The organism is Mesorhizobium sp. RCAM 06353, assembly GCF_059683585.1.
On sequence record NZ_CM185031.1, the window covers coordinates 3,782,829 to 3,805,674 of the forward strand.

Below are 22,846 nucleotides of genomic sequence, written 5' to 3' on the forward strand. Positions count from 1 at the left end.
GCATGATCGTCACCATAGCGCCTTACGGTGCCTTGATCTCCATCATGCCGGTGGCGGTGCGGGCCGAATATTGCGGCCGGTACATGTCCTCCACCGTTGCCGCCGGATGGGCGTAGGTGCCCGGCGTCACGGCGCGCACGACGTAGGCGAGCGTCAGATTGTGGTCGTGCTCGCCATCGGCCGGGTTGAACGCCGCGACGAAACGGTCGTCGCGGAATTCGAGATGGGCGGCGTCGGTCTGTGCCAGCCAGGAGAAGTTCGTTAACTGGGCGCTGGAGACCAGGCCGGGATTGTCGATCTCGAAGCCGGCGGGCAACAGGTCGGTGACCAACAGGCGCGACGGCCAGCTGTTCTGTTCGGTGACCTTGAGGACGACGACATAGCGTTCGTTCTGGGTGGCCTCCGTGACATTGGCTTCGGTGCCATCGAGCTTGTAGTAGGTGCGGTCGATGGTGAAGCCGTCCCCGCCGGCCGGCAAGGGCTGGATCGGCGACGCCACGGTGGTGACGACGGCCTGCAGCGGGGTCTTGCCGGTGTTGGCGATTTCGAGCGGGCTGTCGACCAGCTCGGAGCCGTTGACCTGGTTGGAATAGCCGCCGGAGTGCTGCGCGCCATTGACGGTCAGCGTGATCGAGTCATTGCCTTCCTTCAGCGCGCGAGCCGCCAGCAGCATCCAGGAATCGTCCTGGGTGCTGGTCCAGCGGACTTCGGCGCGTTCCCTGGTCACCAGCTTGATCAGTTCCGGCACGATCGTCGACACCGGCTTCGATTCCGCCGCCAGCGACAGCATCGCCGCGCCGTCACGCAGCGCCGAGCCGTAGTCGGAGCGATACCAGTCGTAGTCGGTCTGCGACTTGGCGAGCTGCAGCGCGGTCTTGAAGGTCGCCTCGGAGCGCTGGGTATCGCCATAGAGCGCAAGGCTCGCCGCCAGCTGGGCAACGGCCATCGGGCTCGAGAAGGCTTCGAGCTGGGTGTCCGCGTAGTAGCGCAGATCGCCGATCGAGGCCTTCTTGTTGCGGGCCAGCACGTAGAGGGCGTAGGCGATCTCGCTGCCGCGGTCCTGTACGCTCTGGTCGTAGCCGAGCGAGTTCTGCAGATTGCTCAGCGCCTGGTTCATGGCAAGCGCCGGCACATCGTATTTCTGCTCGCGCGCCCTGGTCAGGAATTCGCTGACATAGGCGTCGAGCCACAGATCGCCGGAGCCCGGGCCCCAAAGGCCGAAGCTGCCGCTCGAGGACTGGTAGCTCAGCACCTTGTAGATCGCATCCTGGATGCGGCCATGCAGGTCGGGGTCGCTTTCCATGCCGATGCCGGAGGCCATCTCATTGACATAGAGAAGCGGCATGGCGCGGCTGGTGGTCTGCTCGGCGCAACCATAGGGGTAGCGGTCGAGCGTCATCAGCAGTGAAGGCACGTCGAAGGCTGCCGCCTGCGAAACGCCGACACTGACGGAAGCGCCCTCAAGCAGGCTTGCCGCCAAGAGCTCCTTGTCGACGCGCAGCGCGCCGCCATTGCCCTTGAGGTCGACCACAAGACGCGTGGTGACCGGCAATTGCGCCGGTCGCACTGGCACATAGAGCGTCTGCTCGACCTTGGTGCCGTCGGCGTGTGCCAGCTTGATGGTGAGCGAGGCATTGCCCGGCGTCTTTGCGATCAGCGGCACGGTCAGCGTCTGGCGCTTGCCCTGGGCGAGCGTCAGCTTCTGGGGCAGGGGCTTGTCACCGGTCGACAGATCGCCCGTCGTATCGATCGAAAAGGCATAGTCGCCGGCCGGACCATCGGTGTCGGCGACATCGAGGCGCATGACGGCGGCATCACCGGGCGCCAGGAAGCGCGGCAGGCCGGCGGTGATGACCACCGGATCGCGCACGATGACATCCGACTGGGCATGGCCGACCGCTTCCTTGGTCCAGGCGACAGCCATGACGCGCACGGTGCCGTTGAACTGCGGGATGTCGAAGTCGATCCGTGCCTTGCCGTCGGCATCGAGCTGGACGGGGCCGGAGAAGAAGGCGACCAGCTTTTCGGTGGGTGGGCTGCCTTGCGCCTGCATGTTGGCGCCGTCACCGCCGGTCCTGAGCTTGCCGGTGGTGCCGAGCGAGCCATCGATCAGGCGGCCATAGATGTCGCGGATCTCCATGCCCAGCATGCGCTGGCCGAAGAACCAGTTCTCCGGGTCCGGCGTCTTGTAGTTGGTCAGGTTGAGGATGCCGACATCGACGGCGGCAACCATGACATAGGCATTGGTGCCCGGCTGTACGCCGGCCACGGAGACCGGGATCGACAGCTGCTGGCGCGGCACGGTCTTGTCCGGCGGCGTCAAGGTGATGGCGAGCTTCTTCGAGCCCGGATCGACCGTCAGCCATTTCACGCCGATGGCGCGGGCCGGCATGCGCGTCTCCTGCGCATCGCCCGGCCGGAACAGGGTTGCCGTGACATAGGCGCCGGCGCCCCAGTCGTCGCCGACCGGGATGTCGACGGTGCTGCCGCCGGCCGGCACGGTCGCCGTGATGGTCTTCAAGAGCTTGTCGGAGCCGATATTGATCAGAAGTTCGCCGGCAAAATGCGGCGAGACCTTCAGCTTGGCCACTTCGCCCGCCGCGTAATTGTCCTTGTCGAGGGCGATCTCCAGGCCGTCAGGCGTTTCGGTGGTGGTCGAGGCGACATACCAGCCGGCGTCGAACTCATAGCTGGTGGCGGGACCCTCGGGGTCCGAGGTTTCGACCTCGAGCCGGTACTGGCCCCAGTCGACCGGTACGGAGACCGTGGCGTCGCCATCGGCGTTGAGATCAATCTGGCCGTTGGCGATCGACTTGGTGAAGGTGACCGGCTCGTAGTTCCACGAATTGTTGGAGCGGTACCATTGGTAATTGCGTTCGACCTTGACCAGCGTCCACTGCGCGCCTTTCAGCGCCTCGCGCTTGCCAGAGGGATCGACGGCGATCAGGCTGAACTTGGCGGTGCCGCCCTGCGGCACCTCATCATCGGCGAAATCGGGACGGATGCCGATCATATGGCCTTGCGGGCGGATGCCGATGTTGAGCGAGCGCTCGATGGCGCGGCCACCGGTTTCGCGCATGCGCACCGTCACCTTGCCGTCGACCAGCTTGGTGGTCGAGGGCAACTGGTCGACGGTAACAGGGAAGGTCGCCTTGCCGTCATCGCCGACCACCGGCAGGTTGGTCAGCGGCGTGACCGTTGGCTCCGCCGACTGCTCGTCGGCGAGGCCGAAGGAGAAGTTGGGGAAGCGGTCCCAGTCGCGCGCCGTCGACAGCGTCAATTCGCCTTCCAGCGCCAGGCCCGCCGCCGGCGCGCCATAGAGGAAGCGGCCGTCAATGTTGATGTTGGCGGTTTCGCCGCGCTCGATTTCCTGCTTGTCGGCCTTCATGTCGAATTCGATGCGATCCGGCACGAAATCCTCGACCAGGAACATCTGGCTGGCGACGGCCGGCTGCTTCGGATCGGTGTAGATCGACACCGACCAGGTGCCGCGCATGGCGTTGGGTTCGAGCGGCAGGTCGACGGCGTGGCCACCGGCCGAGGCGCCGTCGCTGACGATGCGGCGGTCCTCGACACCATCGGGGCGCGAGAAGATGAATGTCAGCGGCAGATTCTCCACCGCCTTGGCGGCACCATCGCGGGCAAGGGCCGCAACATGGACATCCTCGCCGGCGCGGTAGATGCCGCGTTCGGTCCAGGCATAGACGTCGAGCGCGCCGGGCGCCGCGCGTCCGGTGACGCCACGGTCGGAGAGGTCGAAGCCGGCCTTGGACATGTCGAGGAAGACGAAATCATTGTCGCCCTGCTTGGCCATCAGCACGGCCGGCACCATGCCGCCATCGCCGCGCGTAAGGCCGGGATTGAAGACGGCGTGGCCGTCCGCATCCGATGTCGCGGTGCCGAGAACCTCGTTGTTGCGGGCAACCAGCGTCAGTTCGGCGCCGGCTATAGGCTTGGCCGAGCCCAGCGACCGGGCAAAGACGTTGAGCCCATCCTGGCCGGTATAGGTCGACAGGCCGATGTCGGAGACGACGAACCACTGCGTGGCCATCGAACCATAGTCGTCGCTCTTGTCGTTGACCGGCTGGGCGGTCAGCACGTAGACGCCGGGCTTGCGCTGCGGCACCGCCTCGTCGACCGGGAAGGAGGTGGTGACCTCCTTGTTGAGGTCGTTGGCGATGTCGAGCTCGCCTTGCCAGACCGGCGCGCCCATCTGCTCGGAAATGTTGGAGATGTCATAGCTGTCGAGCTGGTGTAGGAACTGATAGCCCGACAGAAGCTGCGCCAGCGAGCGGTCGCCGATGCGGTAGAGCTTCATCTGGGCGGCGTTCATGTTGACGGTGACCACCGGAATGCCGCGGCGTGCGCCGGCCGGCAGCACGAAGCTGTCGCCGGTGAAGCGAGCGGACGGGGCGCGGTCCTGCACATAGATCGACAGCACCACAGGAGCGGCGGTCACTTCGCCTATCGCCGCCGGCAGGCCGGCGCGGAAGGTGACGTCGTAATGCTGGCCGTGCTCAAGCCCTTCGACGCAGATCTGCTTGTCCTTGGCCTCGACACCCTTCGGCGGCGCGTTGTCGACGGTGACGAATTGCGCGTAGTCGACGCCGGTCTTGACCAGTTCCTCGGAGAATTGCGCGCAGATGCGCGGCGCGCTGGTGTCGGCATCGACGCTGTGGTCGATGACACGGAAACCCTTGCGGGCCTTCAGGTCGGCATAGTCGGCCTGGACGGCCGGGGATGTTACGAGCGCAAGGCTCGCCTCATAGGCCTGCAGGGCAGGCCGGTAGAGATCGCGCTTGTCGAGGCCGTTGCCGAGCAGCGCCAGCACGTCGGCGCGCGTCTTAGTGGTGCGCAGCAGCTTGTAGGCGTTGAAGGCAGCCGACGTGCCGTTCATCGGAAAAGTGGATACTTCCGCGGTGCTGGCCGTGGGCTGCACGGCAAGGGTTTCGCGCGCCAGATTGAGCCAGAGCTGGCCATCGTCAGGCATCACCGAGACCGCGGCCTCGTATTTCTGCATGGCGGAGCGATGGTCGCCGGTCAGAACGGCCTGCTCGGCCGCGTTGATCAGGGCCGCCATGCCCTCGGTCGGCTTGTCAAAAGCGGGGCCAAGCAGCTTGTTGCGGTATTGTTGGGCCTGGTCGGCCATCCAGTTGGGGAAGAAGGCGAGTTCGGGCGGCGCGCCGATATCGGGGTCGCCGTCAATGTTGACGACCTTGCCGGCAACCGCGCCATTGAACGGCTTCAGCTGGTTGTAGTCGGATTTGAGAAAGCACCACTTGGCCTTGGTGTTGTAGGTGAAGGCGCGGCAGGCCGAATCGCCAAGGCATGTCGTCTTGCACTGGTCGAGGGTGACATTCTGGTCGGATCTGAGGTCAAAGCCGAAATAGTCGGAATTGTCTGATGTCGCGATTCGCCGGGCCTCGGCCGCTTGCGCGACGCTGTTCCAGGCTAAGACATTGGCCCAGGCGAAGAAAAGAAGGATAAGGATAGACAGACCACGAGCCGCGCGCATTGCCATAACACCCTCCAGACAAGTGCAGACGTCCAGGCATGTTCAAGCTTCAGTCAAGCTTGTCAACACAAGGACGCGGCAGGGTTCCGCCTGCCAACGGTTTCCTTTCCGGCCGATGACCGGTAGTACCTCCATAGGACAGGGGATCACGCATTCTTGCGGAAACGCAGAAGGTGTGAATTCCAAGCCCGTCCTATTTCAGACAATTGGATTGTGGCCCCTTTACGAGCGCTTCAGAACTTCATTCCAATTTTAGTTTTGTAACCTAGGTTGTCTTAATGCCGGCGCATGAAAAGCAGATGTCAGGAAGGACCGCGCCAGGGCGCGTTCTTCCGCGCGCCCTGCTTTTGGCCATGGTGTGCGCGACCGCGCTGGTCGCCGAATCGAGGCCGGCAGCCGCTTTCGAGCTTTTCGGCATCAAGCTGTGGGGATCGTCCAACGACGAGGACGCCGATATCGTCGATCCGCTGCGCTATGCCGTGACCATCACGGCGCCCGATGCCGACAAGAACCTGGTCAAGAAGCTTGAAAACGCCTCGGCGCTGAAAGGCGACGAGGATCGGCCGGTGTCAGGCTCGCTCGGGCTGATGGCCAAGGCGCGCAGCGATCGTGAGCAACTGGTCGCCGCCCTCTATGCCGATGCCCGCTACGAAGGCGTGGTCACCATCACCATCGACGGCAAGCCCCTCGACGATTTGCCGCCGGACGCCGAATTCAAGGGTCCGCAGCCGATTCCGGTGGCGATCACCATCGCCGCCGGCCCCAAATTCACGCTCGGCAATATCAGGCTGGAAGGTGACGCGGCCGGGCTGATGAGCGCCGACTATGGCCTGATATCGGGTGGCGACGCCGGGTCCGGCGCGGTGCTCAAGGCCGAGGCGCTGATCGTGCGGACGCTGAAGGAGCAGGGCAGACCGCTGGCCAAGGTTACCGACCGGCAGATCGTCGCCGACCATGCCACCTCGACGCTCGACGTGACGCTGACGGTCGCTGCCGGGCCGGTTGCCGGCTATGGCGCGACGACGGTCGAGGGCACCGAGAAGGTCGACCGCGACTTCACCGAATACATGACCGGGCTGAAGCGCGGCAAGCAGTACTCGCCACAGGAGATCAGCGACGCGCGCGACAGGCTGCTGGCGCTGGAAGTCTTCAACAGCGTGACGTTCAAGGAAGCCGACAAGCTCGATGCTGACGGCAACATTCCGATCGGCGTCCAGGTCAGCGAGCGCAAGCCGCGCTATTTCGGGCTGGGCGGCACCTTGTCGAACACCGAGGGCCTTGGCCTGGAAGGCTATTGGGGGCACCGCAACCTGTTCGGTCACGCGGAAAAGCTGCGCATCGATGGAGCCATCAGCGGCATCGGCAACAACAAACTGTCCGAGCTGAACTACAATGCCGGCATCATGTTCGAGAAACCCGGCGTGATCGGACCGGCGTCGAAGTTCTTCGCCAGCGTCAAGACAGTGCTCGAGCATCCGGACGCCTACGACCATTTCTCGGTCAAGGGCAGCACCGGCCTGTCCTATGAACTCGACAAGAAGCAGACCGTGTCCGCCGAAGTGGCGCTCGACTACTCACGCATCCACGACGCCTTCGGCAAGCACAAGTACCTGATCGCCAGCATTCCGCTGCAATATGTCTACGACAACCGCGACAACCGGCTGAACCCGACCACGGGCTTCCGGGTGCTGGCCTATGCCGAGCCGAGCTATGACATCATGAGTGGCGCGGCCTTCCTCAAGCTGAAGGGCGAGGGATCGGCCTATCAGTCGCTGGATACGGCCTCGAAGTTCGTGCTGGCTGAGCGCGTCGCCGTCGGGTCGATCGTCGGCACCAGTCTGGAAAACGTTCCGGCCGACCGGCGCTTCTATTCCGGTGGCGGCGGTTCGGTGCGCGGCTATGCCTATCAGGGCATCGGCCCCAAGGATTTCAACGGCCAGCCGATCGGCGGCCTGTCCTTCTTCGAGACCTCGGTGGAAATGCGCATCGCCGTCACCGACACGATCGGCATCGTGCCATTCGTCGATGCCGGCACAGTGTCGACCAAGTCGATTCCGAATTTCTCCGACGTCAAGGTCGGCGCCGGCGTCGGCCTGCGCTACGTGACGCCGTTCGGGCCGCTGCGCATCGATGCGGCCGTGCCGCTCAACCGCGACCCCGGCGATCCGCGTTTCGGCATCTATGCCGGCATCGGACAGGCATTTTGACATGAAGACTGTCCGGCGCATCCTTCGCATTGTCCTCTACACGCTGCTGATCGTGGTCGCGGGCGCCATCGGCGCGCTCGTCGTGCTGACCAAGACCGAGCGCGGACGCGACAATCTCGCCGGCATCATTTCGCGGCTGGCCTCGAACGACGACCGCAAGATCACTGTCAGCGGCATTGACGGCATCTGGTCGGGTGCGCTCAGCGTCGACCATGTCGTGCTGGAAGACCGCCAAGGCGCCTGGCTGGTGGCGCGCAAGGTCGCCGTCGACTGGTCGCCGCTTTCGCTTTTGTCGAAAAGCTTCAGTGCCGACCGCATCGCGGCCGAACGCATCGAACTGGCACGGCTGCCGGTGGCAGGTCAGCAGCCGCCGGCGCAGAGCGGTACGACGACGCTGCCGGTTTCCATCGACATCAAGCAGATCGACTTGCCCGAAATCGCGCTTGGCCAGCAACTGGCCGGCAGCGGCATTGCCGAACTTGCCGCCAAGGGGATGCTCAAGGCCGATGCCGCGCCGCTGGCGGTCGAGACGGTGCTCAACGTCACCCGCCATGACGGCAAACAAGGCAATGTCGACGCCAAGATCCACTTTGCGCCGGCCGACAACAGGCTCGACCTCGATCTCAAGGCGTCGGAGCCGGCCGGCGGCATCATCGCCAATCTGCTCAAGCTGCCCGACACGCCGCCGGTAGACATTGCCGTCTCGGGCACGGGACCGCTTGCCAACTGGAACGGCATCGCCACGTTCACGGTCGACGGCAAGATCGTCACCCAGCTGACGGGCCGTCATCAACTCACCGACAAGGGCAATCATGTCGAGGCCAAGGGCGACGGCGAGTTCGCGCCTTTCCTGCCGGAAAATTTGCGGCCGCTGTTTGCCGGAAAGACCAGCTTCGATGTCGCCGGCACCGCCACATCGGCCGGCGGCATCAGCGTTGACCGCGCCAGCATCGAAAGCGATGCCATCCATGGCACCGCGACCGGCATCGCCGACCCTGCCGGCGCCAGCGACCTGTCGGTTGAAATTGCCGCCAAGGGCGCACCTGTTCCGATCACCGTGGGCAATGCGGCACAGCCGATCACCGTGGTCATCCGGGATGTCACCGCCCGCGCCTTCGGCGACGGCAAGGCGCCGATCATCGACATCGGTGCCTCGCTGGTTTCGGTGGTGGCGGGCGGCACGCAACTGAACGATATTTCGACGCAGATCCATTCCGACGGTTTCGACATCCAGAACCGTGCCGGGCCGTTTGCCGTCAAGCTGACGGCGGGTGGCCTGAAGACCGACGTGGCGACGCTGGCGCCGCTGATCACCGGCAAGGTCGACGTCGACCTCGGGGGGTCGCTGAGCAAGGACGCCATCACCATCGACCAGGGCACGTTGCGCTCCGATGCGCTGAACGCCTCGCTGACGATGACGGTGGCGCTTGCGGACCTGTCGATGCAGCTGAAGATGAACGCCGATGCGGTGTCGACCGCCTTGCCGCCGCAGATCAGCTCGGTGCTCGGCGAGCGAGTGAAGTTCTCAGCTGCCGCGACGCGCGATCCACAGGGCTCCTTCGCCGCCAATTCGATCTCGTTCACCTCCGGATCGCTCAGCGCCAGCGGCACCGCCAGCGCGCAAGGCAGCGACATCCAGGCCGACATCAAGGGCACGCTGGGCGACGTTTCGGTGCTGTCGCCTATGGTCGGCGTGCCGGTTGCCGGCGGCGTCGATTTCGCGCTGTCGGCAAGCGGTCCGCGCTCGGCTCCGGATTTCACCGTCTCCGCCGGCAGCGACAGCCTGACGGCCTCGGGCCGCACGGTGAAGGCAATCAAGCTGACGGCGAGCGGCAAGGCCGACATAGCAAGCCCCTCGGCCGATGTTTCGCTGACCGGGACCGTCAACGACGAGCCACTGGACATCAAGGCGGCACTGGTGACGAGCGAGGGCAAGCGCTCGATCAATGGTTTTCTGGTCTCGTTGGGTGACAACAAGGTTTCGGGCGACCTGGCGCTCGATGACAAGTTCATGCCGCTCGGCACGCTCACACTCGCCGCACCCGCCATCGACCAGTTGGCGGCGCTCGCCGGCCAGGCGATAACGGGCGACATCAACGGCACCATCGGCTTTGCCAAGGACGGCGAGACACCGTCAGTCACCATCGATGCCAAGAGCACCTCGATTGCGCGTGGCGAGGTGACGGCCAAGACCATCGCCGTCAACGCGCTGATCGCCAACTATCTCAAGGCGCCGGCGATCTCAGGCACCATCAAGGCTGAGTCGGTTACGTCGGGCGCCACCGAGATCGGCGGCATCGGCGTCGACCTGAAGCGCGACGGCGACTGGACCAATTTTACCGGCGGCGCCACCATTGCGGGCATTCCGGCGACCGCGGCCGGCCGGATCAAGATCGCTCAGGGCACTACCAGTGTCGAGATCGCGTCGGGCGAAGCCACGGTGCGCGGCATTAAGGCGGCAATCACTGAGCCCTCGACCCTGACCATCGCCAACGGCACCACCAGCATCGAGAAGCTGGCGCTCGACATCGGCGGCGGCGCGGTGACGCTGTCGGGCAGCGCCGGCCAGACGCTCGATCTCGCCGCGCAATTTTCAGCATTGCCGGCGGCAATAGCCAATGATTTCGTGCCCGGCCTCGATGCCGTGGGTACGCTCGGCGGCACGGCGCAAGTGAAGGGAACGCCGGCTGCTCCGGAGGTTCGGTTCAATGCACAGCTTGCCGGCGTCGAAACCAGCCAGACCCGCCAGGCAGGGCTCGGGCCGCTGGCTGTCGATGCGGCCGGTGCCTATACCTTGGCCGGCGGCGTCGCCATCGACCATGCCACGCTGTCCGGCGACAAGATTTCCGGCACGGCCACCGGCACCATCAATCCGAACGGCCTCAGCGATTTTGCGCTGGATCTCACCTCATCCGGTCCCAGCCTGCCGCTGACGTTCGGAAGTGCCGCGAGCCCGGTGAAGATCGAGATCCAGTCCTTGTCGGCAAAGGTGGCGGGCGAGAGCACGAAGGCCCGCCTCGATGTCTCCGCGATCCTGCCTTCGGTCACCACCAGCCCGGCCAAGGTGGAGGGGCTTGCCCTGGCATTGCATTCGGACGCGTTCGACCTCAGGAATCGCGCCGGACCGGTTTCGGGCACGGTGTCGGTGGACAAGGTCGGGCTCGACAATGCCGCGATCGCGCCGCTGATCGCCGGCAAGGTCACGGCCGCGCTCAATGCCCGCCTGACATCGGACGCAGTCGCCATCGACAGCGGCTCGCTCAAGAGCGATGCGCTCAACAGCCAGGTCGCCGGCCAGGTATCGCTGCGCGACGGCGCCATCGATCTCACGCTGAGTGCGGATGCCCCATCATCGGCCTTGCCGGCGGCGGCGCGCGGCATGCTCGGCGAACGCGCGCAGATCAGCGCCACGCTGAAGCGCGACGCCAATGGCAGCATCAACATAGATGGATTGAAGTTGACCTCTGGTGCGTTGACCGCCGGCGGGCAAGCGAGCCTAGCCGACAACAAGCTGGCCGCCGACATCAAAGGCGCGCTGAGCGACATCTCGCTGTTGTCCAAAGACGCCAAGGGCGCCATCGCCTTTGCCCTGAATGCCGAGGGGCCGGCCATCGCACCCGATCTGTCGCTGACCATCAACAGCGATCGGCTACTGGTGGCGGAGCGCGAGATCACCGGATTGAAGCTGACGGCCACCGGCAAGGCCGATGCCGCCAATCCGGCGGCGAATGTGCAACTGACCGGCAATGTCGCCGGACAGGCCTTGCAAGGCAGCGCGGTGCTGGCGACGGCGGACGGCAAGAGCGCCATCAACGGCCTGCTCCTGTCGCTGGGCAAGAACAAGATTTCCGGCGATCTGGCGCTGGACGACAAGTTCGTGCCTGAGGGCACGATATCGCTCGACCTGCCCGATATCGGGCCGCTTGCCGCGCTGGCGCTGGAAAAGGCCGAAGGCGACGTGCGCGGTACGATCGCCTTCACGAAGAACGGCGCGGCACCCCAGGTCGCCATCAAGGCGGCCACCGGTTCGATCACGCGCGGCGACCTGCAGGCGAAGGCCGTTTCCATCGATGCGCTGATCGCCAACTATCTCGCCGCACCGGTGATCTCGGGCAAGATCCGCGCCGACACCGTGACATCGGGCGGCACCGTGATCAGCGGCATCGATGTCGATTTGAAGCGCGACGGTGATTGGACCGGCTTTTCCGGTGGCGCCACCGTCAAGGGCATTCCGGCCAAGGCCGCCGGCCGGGTGAAGGTGGCCAACGGCACCACCACCATCGAGCTTGCTTCCGGCCAGGCGACCGTGCAGGGCATCAAGGCGGCCATCGCCCAGGCTTCGACGATCAGCATCGCCAATGGCACGACGACGCTGGACAGGCTGGTGCTCAACCTTGGCGGCGGTACGGCGACGGTGACCGGCAAGGTCGGGCAGGCGCTCGACATCAATGCGACGCTGGCGAAGGTGCCGATGTCGCTCGCCAACAGTTTCTCGCCGGGTCTCGATGCCGCCGGTTCGATTTCCGGCACGGTGAAGGTGACCGGCGCGCCTGCCAGTCCAGCCGTCGCCTTCAACATCGACGCAGCCGGCGTGCAGACATCGCAGACCCGAGGCGCCGGTGTTAGCGCGGTCAGCGTGTCCTCCTCAGGCACCTTCGCCGGAAACAGACTGACCTTCAACGCCAATCTCAGCGATGGCGCCGGGCTTGGCCTCAAGGGCGGCGGCACGGTGACGACGGCGGGCACACCGGCGCTGGTGCTCGACTTCAATGGCGCCGTGCCGTTCGGCATGCTCAGCCAGAAGCTGGCCGCGCAAGGTCTGGCGCTGACGGGAACCGCCACTGTCAATGTCCAGGTGCGCGGTCCGGCGACATTGCCCGTCATCGGCGGCAGCGTCAGCACCTCGGGTGCGCGGCTGGTGGATGCGCGCTCGGGGCTCGCCGTCAACGATCTCACGGCCGATGTCTCGATCGGCGGCGGTGTCGCCAGGATCAACCGGCTGACCGGAACCTTGTCGACGCGCGGCAGCCTGTCGGCCAGCGGCACAGTCGGCATCAACCCGGCGCAAGGTTTTCCCGCCGACCTGTCGATCAAGCTCACCGACGGCCGCTATACGGACGGGCGCGTGGTGACCGCCAATCTCGGCGGCGACCTGACGATCAAGGGGCCGCTGACATCGGCACCGGTGATTGCCGGCACCGTCAACCTCGCCAAGACCGTCATCACGGTTCCGGACAAATTGCCGGGCTCGCTCTCGGCGCTCGACGTCAAGCACAAGAACGCGCCCGGTGCGGTCAAGGCGCAGGATAAGGCGCTGCGGCCGGCGACGACGTCAGGCAAGAGCGGCGGCAGCGGGCTTGCGCTTGATGTCACCGTCAACGCGCCGAACCAGATCTTCATCCAGGGCAGGGGCGTTGACGCCGAGCTCGGCGGCTCGCTCAAGCTGACCGGCCCGGCCTCGTCGCCGCAGGCGGTCGGCACCTTCACCCTGCAGCGCGGCCGACTGTCGATCCTCGGCAAGCGGCTGACCTTCACCGAAGGCACGGTCGGCTTCTCCGGTTCGCTGGTGCCCTACCTCAACCTGACCGCGACAACGACGACGACCAGCGCCACCGTCACCATCGTCGTGTCGGGCGAGGCGACCAATCCGAAATTCACCTTCTCCTCGGTGCCGGCGCTGCCCGAGGATGAGGTGCTGGCGCAATTGATCTTCGGCCGCTCCATGTCGAACCTGTCGCCACTGCAGATCGCGCAGCTGGCCGAAGCGGCCGGGCAACTGGCCGGCGTCGGCGGCTCGACGTCACTATTGGAGAACTTGCGCAGCGCCATCGGCGTCGACGATCTCGACGTCACCACCGACGACCAGGGCGGCACGGCGGTCTCGGCCGGCAAGTACCTGAACGACCGCACCTATGTGACCATCCAGAAGGGCGACAAGCCGGGCTCGGGCAAGGCGACCATCGACCTCAATGTCGGGCGCGGCGTCAAGTTGCGCGGCGAGGCGACGGACGCCGGCGAGGCCAAGGGCGGCATCTTCTACGAGAAGGAATATTGAGGTTCTGGCCCTCATCCCGGGTGAGGCGCTGGCCCTCATCCCGGGTGAGGCGCTGGCCCTCATCCCGGGTGAGGCGCTGGCCCTCATCCCGGATGAGGCGCTGGCCCTCATCCCGGATGAGGCGCTGGCCCTCATCCTGGCAAGGACTGGCGCTGTCGTAACCCGTGCCAATGTCTCAGTTTAATCGCCCTGAGTAGATTTTGGCGGAATCTGGGCGCACTAGCAATTTTGCGTCAAGACTGTCGCTATCGCGCGTACCGCTCCCTTTTCAAAGTTGCACATTCGCTAACATGTTCCCAATCCAAGCCGTCTTTGACATCATGGCTCGGATGCGGAATGTTAATCGGCGGAAAGCCAACAATGGGAGTTAGTCATGACAATCTACAAGAGTAATGGCGACAGCGTTCCGGATCACATCCTGGCCATGGCCGAAGAAGCCAAGGCAGGAACCGTGGATCGCCGCGAATTTCTCGCGATGGCCAGCGTGTTCGGCGCGTCGACGGCTATGGCCTACGGCCTGATCGGCCTCGCCGATCCGACGCCGGCCAAGGCAGAAGATGTGCAGGGCAAGAAGGGCGGCACGCTGAAGATCGCCCAGTGGATCAAGGATCCCAAGGATCCGCGCAAGGCCGACTGGTCGGAAATCGCCAATGCGGAGCGCCAGGCGCTCGAGCCGCTGGTCAAGTATACCAATGAATACACGTTCCGCCCCTATCTGCTGGAAAGCTGGGACGTGAACGACGACGCCACCGAATACACGCTACATGTTCGCAAGGGCGTCACCTGGAACAACGGCGATGCGTTCACCGCCGACGATGTCATCTTCAACCTGAAGCGCTGGGCCGACAAGAAAGCCGAAGGCAATTCCATGCCCGGCCGCCTGGGCTCGTTGGTCAAGGACGACAAGCTCGACGAAAGCGCCGTGACCAAGAAGGACGATCACACGGTCGTGCTGAAGCTCACCAAGCCCGACATCGCGCTCATCCCGAACATGTGCGACTATCCCGGCCTCATCGTTCACAAGAGTTTCGACGAGAAGGGGGGCGATTTCAAATCCTGCCCCATCGGCACCGGGCCGTTTGAGCTCGTCTCCTACGATGTCGGCCAGAAGGTGGTCTACAAGCGCCGCGCCGACAACAAGTGGTGGGACGGCGAGGTGTTCCTCGACGGTCTTGAGTTCATCGACTACGGCACCGACCCGGCGGCCATGGTCAGCGCCTTCGAAGCCGGTGAAGTGCACACCAATTTCGAGACCTCGGCCGACTATGTGTCGATCCTCGACGGCATGAGCCTGGTGAAGTCGGAAGTGGTGACCGCGGCGACCATCGTGTGCCGCACCAACGTCAAGAACAAGCCCTATGACGACCAGAAGGTGCGTCAGGCGCTGCAGCTCGGCGTCGACAACAGCGTCGTCCTCCAGCTTGGTTACGGCAATGCCGGCACCGTCGCCGAGAACCACCATGTCTGCGCGATTCATCCGGAATATTTCGAACTGCCGAAGATCAAGCGTGACCCGGCCAAGGCGAAGGCGCTGATGGCGGAAGCCGGCCAGGCCGATTTCGAGCACGATCTGATCACCGTGGACGAGGACTGGCACAAGAACACCGGCGACGCGATCGCCGCGCAGTTGCGCGACGCTGGCATCAAGGTGAAGCGCACCGTGCTGCCGGGTTCGACGTTCTGGAACGACTGGACGAAGTATCCGCTGTCGATGACCAACTGGAACATGCGCCCGCTCGGCGTCCAGGTTCTGGCGATCGCTTACCGCACCGGCGAAGCCTGGAACGAAGCGGCCTGGTCGAATCCCGAATGGGATACCAAGCTCAATGCGGCGCTCGCCGTTGCCGACGCCGCCAAGCGCAAGGAGATGATGAAGGAGATCGAGCAGGTCCTGCAGGATTCCGGCATCATCATCCAGCCATACTGGCGCAAGCTCTTCAGCCACTCGGTCAAGGCGGTGCAGAACTACAAGATGCACCCGACCTACGAGCACGACTACGGCAAGGTCTGGCTCGACGAGGCCTGATCAAGATCGATGGGGGAAGGGGCGCTGCCCCTTTCCCCTCGTTCTTTGCAGCGATCTGAATCCACGAGTGTGCACTGCAAAAAAGTTGCGGACTCCCCGGACAAGGTCGTGCAATAAATCAGGAACTGATCGCATCCGAGGGCCTGTCTGACGGCCAGTCCGCCGGCAACGGTGGACAAGGCTTTGGAGCCGGCTCAAACCCCAACCCCATCGGCAGGGGGCCGCCATGCTTTCTTTCGTTATCCGGCGTCTCGGCACCATGGCATTGACGATGGTGTGCCTGACGATGATCGTCTTCTTCCTGATCAACCTCGAGCCCAATCTGAAGAAGCTGGCGATCAGCCAGACCGAAATGCACACATCGGCCGAGCAGCTCGAGAGCTGGCTGGTCGAGCATGGCTACCGGCAGAATTTCTTCATCCGTTACGGCCAGTGGCTCGGCGTCCTGCCCAAGCAGCCGGTGACCGATCCGGCGACCGGTAAGCCGGCGCAGCGCTTCAGCTTCTGCAACGATCCCGTGGTGCCGACTTTCGCCGGGGTCCTGGAGGGCGATTTCGGCTGCTCGACCAAATTCAAGGCGACCGTGGCCTCCAAGCTCTTCCCGGCGCTTGGCGCGACCGGCATCCTGATGTTCTGGGTGCTGGTGGTCATGGTTCCGATCTCGCTCTTGATCGGCATCCTGGCCGGCATGCGCGAGGGGTCGCGAACCGACCGCGTGTTGTCAGTGGCCTCGATCGCCTCGACGGCAACGCCCGAATATGTGTCGGGCGTCATCTTCACCGTCATCTTCGCCTCATGGCTCGGCTGGCTGAACGGCTCGGCTGCCTCGGCAAGCCAGGGCATCACCTTCTACAATTTCACGCTGCCGGTGATGACGCTGGCGATCTACGGCATCGGCTACATCGCCCGCATGACGCGCGCCTCGATGGTTGAGGTGATGACGCAGCAATATATCCGCACCGCCCGATTGAAGGGCCTCTCCTTCGGCAGCGTGGTGGTCAAGCATGCGCTGCGCAACGCGCTGATCGCGCCTTTCACCGTCATCATGCTGCAGTTTCCCTGGCTGCTCACCGGCGTCGTCATCGTCGAGGTGATGTTCCGCTACCAGGGGTTCGGCTACACGCTGGTCGAGGCCGCCGGCAACAACGACATCGATCTCTTGCTCGGCTGCTCGCTGGTCTCGGTGTTCATCGTCTTGATCACGCAGCTCATTTCCGATGTCGGCTACGCGTTCCTCAATCCGCGTATCAGAGTCCAGTAGGAGATCAGGCGGATGCAGGTCGAATATATCAGCGCCGTTAGTGTCGTGCTGGGAGTGCTGTCGCGCTTCTGGCCGGTCTGGATCGCGCTCATCATCGTCATGGGGGCAAGCTTCGCCTACAAGAAGAAGCTGGCGCTCTACGGCCAGCTGTTCGACAGCGGCGTCGGCATCGTCGGCGTCGGCATCTGCCTGTTCTGGCTGTTCACGGCGATCTTCGCATCGACCATCTCGCCTTTCGATCCGCTGGCGCAGATCCCTATTATGAAGGACACGCTGCCCGGCGCCATCGAGCCGCAATCGAGCCTCGTCTATCTGTTCGGCGGCGACAAGCTGGCCCGCGACGTCTTCTCGCGCATGGTCTATGGCAGCCAGATCGTGCTGATCATTGCGCCGGCGGCGACCGGTTTCGCGCTGATGGTCGGCATCACGCTCGGCCTGCCTGCCGGCTATTACGGCGGCAAGATCGATACCGTGCTATCGTTCCTGGCCAACCTCGTGCTGGCCTTCCCGGTCATCCTGTTGTTTTACCTCCTGGTGACGCCGGGCATCATGGACACGCCGATCCCCTATGCGCTGGCCGGGGTCTTCTTCCTGTTTCCGATCATCTTCTTCAGCGTGCTGTTCTGGACGCGCTTCAAGAACCGGCCCGACCGGATCTACATCCTGCTCGGCCTGACGCTGATCATAGGCGGCTGGATCTATCTCGGCCTTGTCTTCGACCGGGACCCGCTGCACATCGTGCACATCGATCCCAACCAGCTCAACATCTTCGTGGCTGTGGTGTTCGCCTCCAGCCCCGGCGTGTTCCGCATCGTGCGTGGCCTGGTGATGGACATCAAGACGCGCGACTATGTGGCGGCGGCGCAGACGCGCGGTGAATCGCCCTGGTACATCATGCTGTGGGAGATCCTGCCCAATGCGCGCGGGCCGCTGATCGTCGATGCGTGCCTGCGCATCGGCTACACCACGATCCTGCTCGGGACGTTGGGCTATTTCGGCCTCGGCCTGGCGCCTGAGAGCCCGGATTGGGGCACGGCGATCAAGGATGCCAGCCGGCTGCTGCGCTCCTTCATTCACCCGGCGCTGCCGCCGACGATCGCGCTGATGAGTTTCGTGCTGGGGCTCAATCTGCTCGCCGATTCCCTGCGCGAGCAATCGATGAAGGACTGATTGACGGGCTCTGGCCCGCATCTGGTAAAATTGGATTGGAGCGACCCATGAACGAGGCAGTTCGAAATCCCGCAGAGCCGATCATCGAGATCGAAAACCTGTCGATCTCCTTCTTCACCCGCAAGGGCGAGATACCGGCCGTCATGGATTTTTCCTGCACGGTCATGCCCGGCGAGGCGATGGGCATCGTCGGCGAATCCGGCTGCGGCAAGTCGACCGTGTCGCTCGGCATCATGCGCGACCTCTCCAACATCGGAAAAATCGTCGGCGGCAAGATCAAGTTCCAGGGCAAGGACATGGGCGAGCTCTCGGACGAGGAGCTGCGCGCCATCCGCGGCAACAAGATCGCGATGATCTACCAGGAGCCGATGGCCAGCCTCAATCCGGCGATGAAGATCGGCCAGCAGCTGATGGAAGTGCCGCTGATCCACGACAAAGTGTCGAAGGAAGAGGCCTACAAACGCGCCGTCGAAATGGTGCGCTCGGTCAAGCTGCCCGACCCCGAGCGCATGATGCGCTCCTATCCGCACCAGCTCTCCGGCGGCCAGCAGCAGCGCATCGTCATTGCCATGGCGCTGCTGTCGAAGCCGGCGCTGCTGCTGCTCGACGAGCCGACGACGGCGCTCGACGTGACGGTGGAGGCGGGTATCGTCGAGCTGGTCAAGGGACTGGGTGAGAAGTTCGGCACCTCGATGATCTTCGTGTCGCACAATCTCGGCCTGATCCTCGAAACCTGCGACCGCATCACGGTGATGTATTCGGGCGAGGCGGTGGAAACCGGCAAGATCAAGGACGTGTTCGACCGGATGCGCCATCCGTACACGCAAGGGCTGTTCCGTTCGATCCCGCTGCCCGGCGCCGACAAGAATTCGCGGCCGCTGATTGCCATTCCGGGGCAATTGCCGCTGCCGCATGAGCGGCCGAAGGGCTGCAATTTCGGCCCGCGCTGCCACCATTTCGTCGAGGGCGTCTGCAACGCGGCCGAAATCCCGATGATCGAGGTGGCGGGCCACGAAGGCCATTTCTCGCGCTGCGTGCGCTTCAACGAGATCGACTGGGAGGCGCTGCCGCCCGGCGCCAAGAAGGTCAATGAGCGCATCGTGCCCGGCGCGCCGGTGCTCAAGATCGAGGACCTCAGGAAATACTACAAGGTCGGCGGCAACGAGGTGTTCGGCTCGAGCGAGGGCCGTGTCGTCAAGGCCAACGAGACGATCTCGTTCATGGCGCGCGAATCCGAGACCGTCGCCATTGTCGGTGAATCCGGCTGCGGAAAGTCGACGCTGGCCAAGGTGCTGCTCGGCCTGGAGACGGCAAGTGCCGGCACGGTGACGCTAGGCAACAAGGAAATCCAGTCGACCGGCATCGAGAAGCGCAGCGTCGACACCGTGTCATCGATCCAGATGGTGTTCCAGAATCCGTTCGACACGCTCAACCCCAGCCATTCGGTCGGTTCGCAGATCATCCGCACGCTGGAGAAATTCAACGTCGGCAAGACGGTCGCCGACCGCCGCAAGCGCATGCTGGAACTGCTCGACCTGGTGAAGCTGCCGCGCGCCTTCGAGACGCGCAAGCCGCGCCAACTGTCGGGCGGCCAGAAGCAGCGCATCGGCGTGGCACGCGCCTTTGCCGGCGATGCCAAGGTTGTGGTGGCCGACGAACCGGTCTCGGCACTCGACGTGTCGGTGCAGGCGGCGGTGACCGAACTCTTGATGGACATCCAGCGCAAGAACAAGACGACGATGCTGTTCATCAGCCACGATCTGTCGGTCGTGCGCTACATCGCCGACCGTGTCGTCGTCATGTATCTCGGCTACATCGTCGAGCAAGGGACGACCGACCAGATCTTCGCGCCGCCCTATCACCCCTATACCGAAGCACTGCTGTCGGCGATCCCGATCGCCGATACCAGCGTGGTCAAGCGGCATATCGTGCTGGAGGGCGACATCCCGTCGGCGATGAACCCCCCGTCGGGCTGTCCGTTCCAGACACGCTGCGGCTACAAGAAGCTGGTGCCGGACAATCTGTGCGAGACCAAGGTGCCGCCGGTCAAGCATCTCGGCGATGGCCATATGAGCCTGTGCTGGCTGGCCGACGACGTGCTGGCCAAGATGGAGCCGGTGATCAAGTTCGACAAGGAGCACGCGGCCCACGAGGGCGTGCCGGAAGATGCGCCGCATGTTTCGGAGGCGGCCACGCCCAAGCCCAAACCGCCACGCGGCAAGAAGCCGAACTGACAGGAAGCTATCGCTTCGGCAGCAGCTAGCTAGTTGCTGCACTGGCTCAGCTGTTGCGCATAGTCCCGCGCCATCTTGTCGGTGGCCCGTGCATAGCCCTGAACGCCCGCATCGCCACGGTTGCCGCGGCCATAGGCGGTCCAGCCGAGGTAGTAGGCGAGGTAGAGGTTGTAGGTGTCGTTGCGGGCGACGCCGTATGTGTCGGCCGTCTTGGAATGATACCAGCCGACGAAATCGACGGCGTCGGCGAATTTGGTGCGCCGTGCCGCCCAATTGCCGGTTTCGCGCTGATATTGCGACCAGGTGCCGTCCAGCGCCTGCGAGAAGCCGGTGGCCGACGAGACGTGCTTCCATGGAATGAAGCCGAGCAGCTTGGTGCGCGGCGGCCGGGCATTGCTTTTGAAGCCGGATTCCTTGCGCACTGTCGCCATCAGCACGGGCACGGGGACGCGGTATTTCTGCGAGGCGCGTTCGGCAGCCGACTGCCAATTGTCGAACCAGCCGTCATTCTGGTCGAAGACGGCGCAGACATTGTTGATGTGGCTGGGCGCCGTCGCGCAGGCCGAAAGTGCCAGCAACACGCCGACCGCTACAATTTTACTAAAACTCGACCTACGCATTGGGTGAGCAATAGGCCGAAATCATAAAGGGAATCTTGCTGTGTCCGTTAACGCTTCGCCGGCGCGAGCGCTTGGCAAAATGCCGTATGGATATTCCGACTCTTCTCGTCGCCTTTTATAAAAGGATATTGCAGAAATGCCGCCTTGGCTAAAATCGCGCCGGCAAACGGCGTATTTCTGACAGCTCGCCTGGTTTGCCGAGGCTTTGATGTCTGGCATGAACGAACCAAGACGCAAGCGCGGCGCCGAGCGCACCAGCAACCGGGGGCCAGCGCCGATCCCGCAGCTGCCGCAAAGGCGGGTTATCAATCCCTATCCGCCGATGGCGTTGCTATCGCCCGACCAGATCGAGGCGATCCACCAGGCATCGATGCATATATTGGAAAATTTCGGCATCGAGGTGATGAGCCCGCGGGCGCTGTCGCTGTTCGAGAGGGCGGGTGCCGTGGTCGATCACGCCTCGGCGAATGTCCGTATCGATCGCGGCATGGTCGACGAGGCGCTGAAGATGACGCGGTCCAACTACACGCTGACACCACGCAACCCGGCCAACACGATCCATCTCGGCGGCAGCACCATCAATTTCACCCTGGTTGCCGGGCCGCCCAATGTGCACGACATGGAACGCGGCCGCCGCGCCGGCAATTTGCCGGACTATGCGGATCTGACCCGGCTGGCACAGCATTTCAACTGCGTCCACATGCTCGGCAACCAGGTTTGTGCGCCGGTCGAGCTGCCGGCCAACTCGCGCCATCTCGACACCTACTTCACCAATCTGACGCTGACCGACAAGAGCTTCCATGTCTCGGCGATCGGCCGGGGCAGGGCGCTGGACGGCATCGAGATGATGGCGATCGCACGCGGGCTGACGCTGGACCAACTGCGCGATGACCCCGGCATCGCCACCATCATCTCGGTCAACTCGCCGCGCCGCTTCGACGAGATGATGGCCGAGGGGCTGATGACCATGGCCGAGTTCGGCCAGTCGGTGGCGGTGACGCCGTTCACGCTGATGGGAGCGATGAGCCCGGTGACGCTGGCCGGTGCGCTGGCGCAGCAGAATGCCGAGGCATTGTTCGGCGTCGTGCTGACGCAATTGGTGCGGCCGGGAGCGCCGGTGATGTATGGCGCCTTCACCTCCAATGTCGACATGAAGTCGGGCGCGCCGGCCTTCGGCACGCCGGAGAACACCAAGGCCAATATTGCTTCCGGGCAGTTGGCGCGGCGCTATGGGCTGCCTTACCGGACGACGCCCGGCTCAGCCTCCAACGCGGCGGACGCGCAAGGCGCCTACGAGACACTGATGGCGCTGTGGGGCGCCGTGCTTGGCCATGGCAATCTCGTCTACCACGCCGCCGGCTGGCAGGAGGGCGGGCTGACCGCGTCGTTCGAAAAATTCATCATCGATGTCGAGATGATCCAGCACATGATGGAGTTCCTGCGCCCGATCGTGGTCGACGAGGCCGAGCTTGCCGTCGAGGCGCTTGGCGCGGTGCCGACGGGCGGGCATTTCTTCGGCGAGCCGCACACGCTGGAGCGCTATGCCACCGCCTTCTACCAGCCGATGCTCTCCAACTGGCAGAATTACGAGGCCTGGCAGGAGGCCGGCAGCCTCGACGCCACGGCGCGCGCGACGCGGCTGTGGAAGAAGGCGCTGGAAGACTATGTCGAGCCGGCGATGGATGTCGCCGTGCGCGAGGCGCTGGAGGCCTATGTCGCCAGACGCAAGGAAGCGATCGGGCAGGGCGAACCGTGATG

Annotated in this window: 9 protein-coding genes; 7 read left to right on the forward strand and 2 right to left on the reverse strand. The window is 64.2% G+C overall.

Annotation, left to right across the window (positions count from 1 at the left end; all coding sequences use genetic code 11):
• Positions 1–22: 22 nt before the first annotated feature.
• Entirely contained in the window at positions 23–5,521 is a 5,499-nt protein-coding gene (locus AC56QX_RS18295) for an alpha-2-macroglobulin family protein (protein WP_497109810.1), read from the reverse strand.
• A 272-nt stretch (positions 5,522–5,793) separates the two neighbouring features.
• Between AC56QX_RS18295 and AC56QX_RS18300 the strand changes: the two genes are divergently transcribed.
• The 6 genes from AC56QX_RS18300 to AC56QX_RS18325 all read left to right on the forward strand — a co-directional run bounded on the left by AC56QX_RS18300 (position 5,794) and on the right by AC56QX_RS18325 (position 20,468).
• Complete coding sequence (locus tag AC56QX_RS18300; protein WP_497109812.1) at positions 5,794–7,722, forward strand: autotransporter assembly complex protein TamA; 1,929 nt, start codon at positions 5,794–5,796, stop codon at positions 7,720–7,722.
• 1 nt (position 7,723) lies between these two features.
• Positions 7,724–13,777 carry a translocation/assembly module TamB domain-containing protein gene (locus AC56QX_RS18305; RefSeq protein ID WP_497109814.1) on the forward strand — a complete coding sequence of 2,018 codons (6,054 nt, stop codon included), beginning with the start codon at positions 7,724–7,726 and terminating at the stop codon, positions 13,775–13,777.
• Between the two features lie 373 nt (positions 13,778–14,150).
• Positions 14,151–15,803, forward strand: coding sequence for an ABC transporter substrate-binding protein (locus AC56QX_RS18310; RefSeq protein ID WP_497109815.1), 1,653 nt, complete (start codon positions 14,151–14,153; stop codon positions 15,801–15,803).
• Between the two features lie 226 nt (positions 15,804–16,029).
• Positions 16,030–17,064 (forward strand): ABC transporter permease, encoded by a 1,035-nt coding sequence (locus AC56QX_RS18315; protein ID WP_497109816.1) that lies wholly within the window; start codon positions 16,030–16,032, stop codon positions 17,062–17,064.
• A 12-nt stretch (positions 17,065–17,076) separates the two neighbouring features.
• Positions 17,077–18,234 carry an ABC transporter permease gene (locus tag AC56QX_RS18320; protein ID WP_497109817.1) on the forward strand — a complete coding sequence of 386 codons (1,158 nt, stop codon included), beginning with the start codon at positions 17,077–17,079 and terminating at the stop codon, positions 18,232–18,234.
• A 47-nt stretch (positions 18,235–18,281) separates the two neighbouring features.
• Positions 18,282–20,468, forward strand: a complete 2,187-nt coding sequence (locus tag AC56QX_RS18325; RefSeq protein WP_497109818.1) for a dipeptide ABC transporter ATP-binding protein — start codon at positions 18,282–18,284, stop codon at positions 20,466–20,468.
• Between the two features lie 29 nt (positions 20,469–20,497).
• Here the strand turns inward: AC56QX_RS18325 and AC56QX_RS18330 are convergent, their stop codons facing one another.
• Positions 20,498–21,088, reverse strand: a complete 591-nt coding sequence (locus AC56QX_RS18330; protein WP_497109819.1) for a transglycosylase SLT domain-containing protein — start codon at positions 21,086–21,088, stop codon at positions 20,498–20,500.
• A gap of 217 nt (positions 21,089–21,305) precedes the next feature.
• On the opposite strand from AC56QX_RS18330, the gene AC56QX_RS18335 reads away from it, so the two are divergent.
• A complete protein-coding gene (locus AC56QX_RS18335) occupies positions 21,306–22,844 on the forward strand; it encodes a trimethylamine methyltransferase family protein (RefSeq protein WP_497109820.1) in 1,539 nt (512 codons plus the stop codon).
• Positions 22,845–22,846 lie beyond the last annotated feature (2 nt).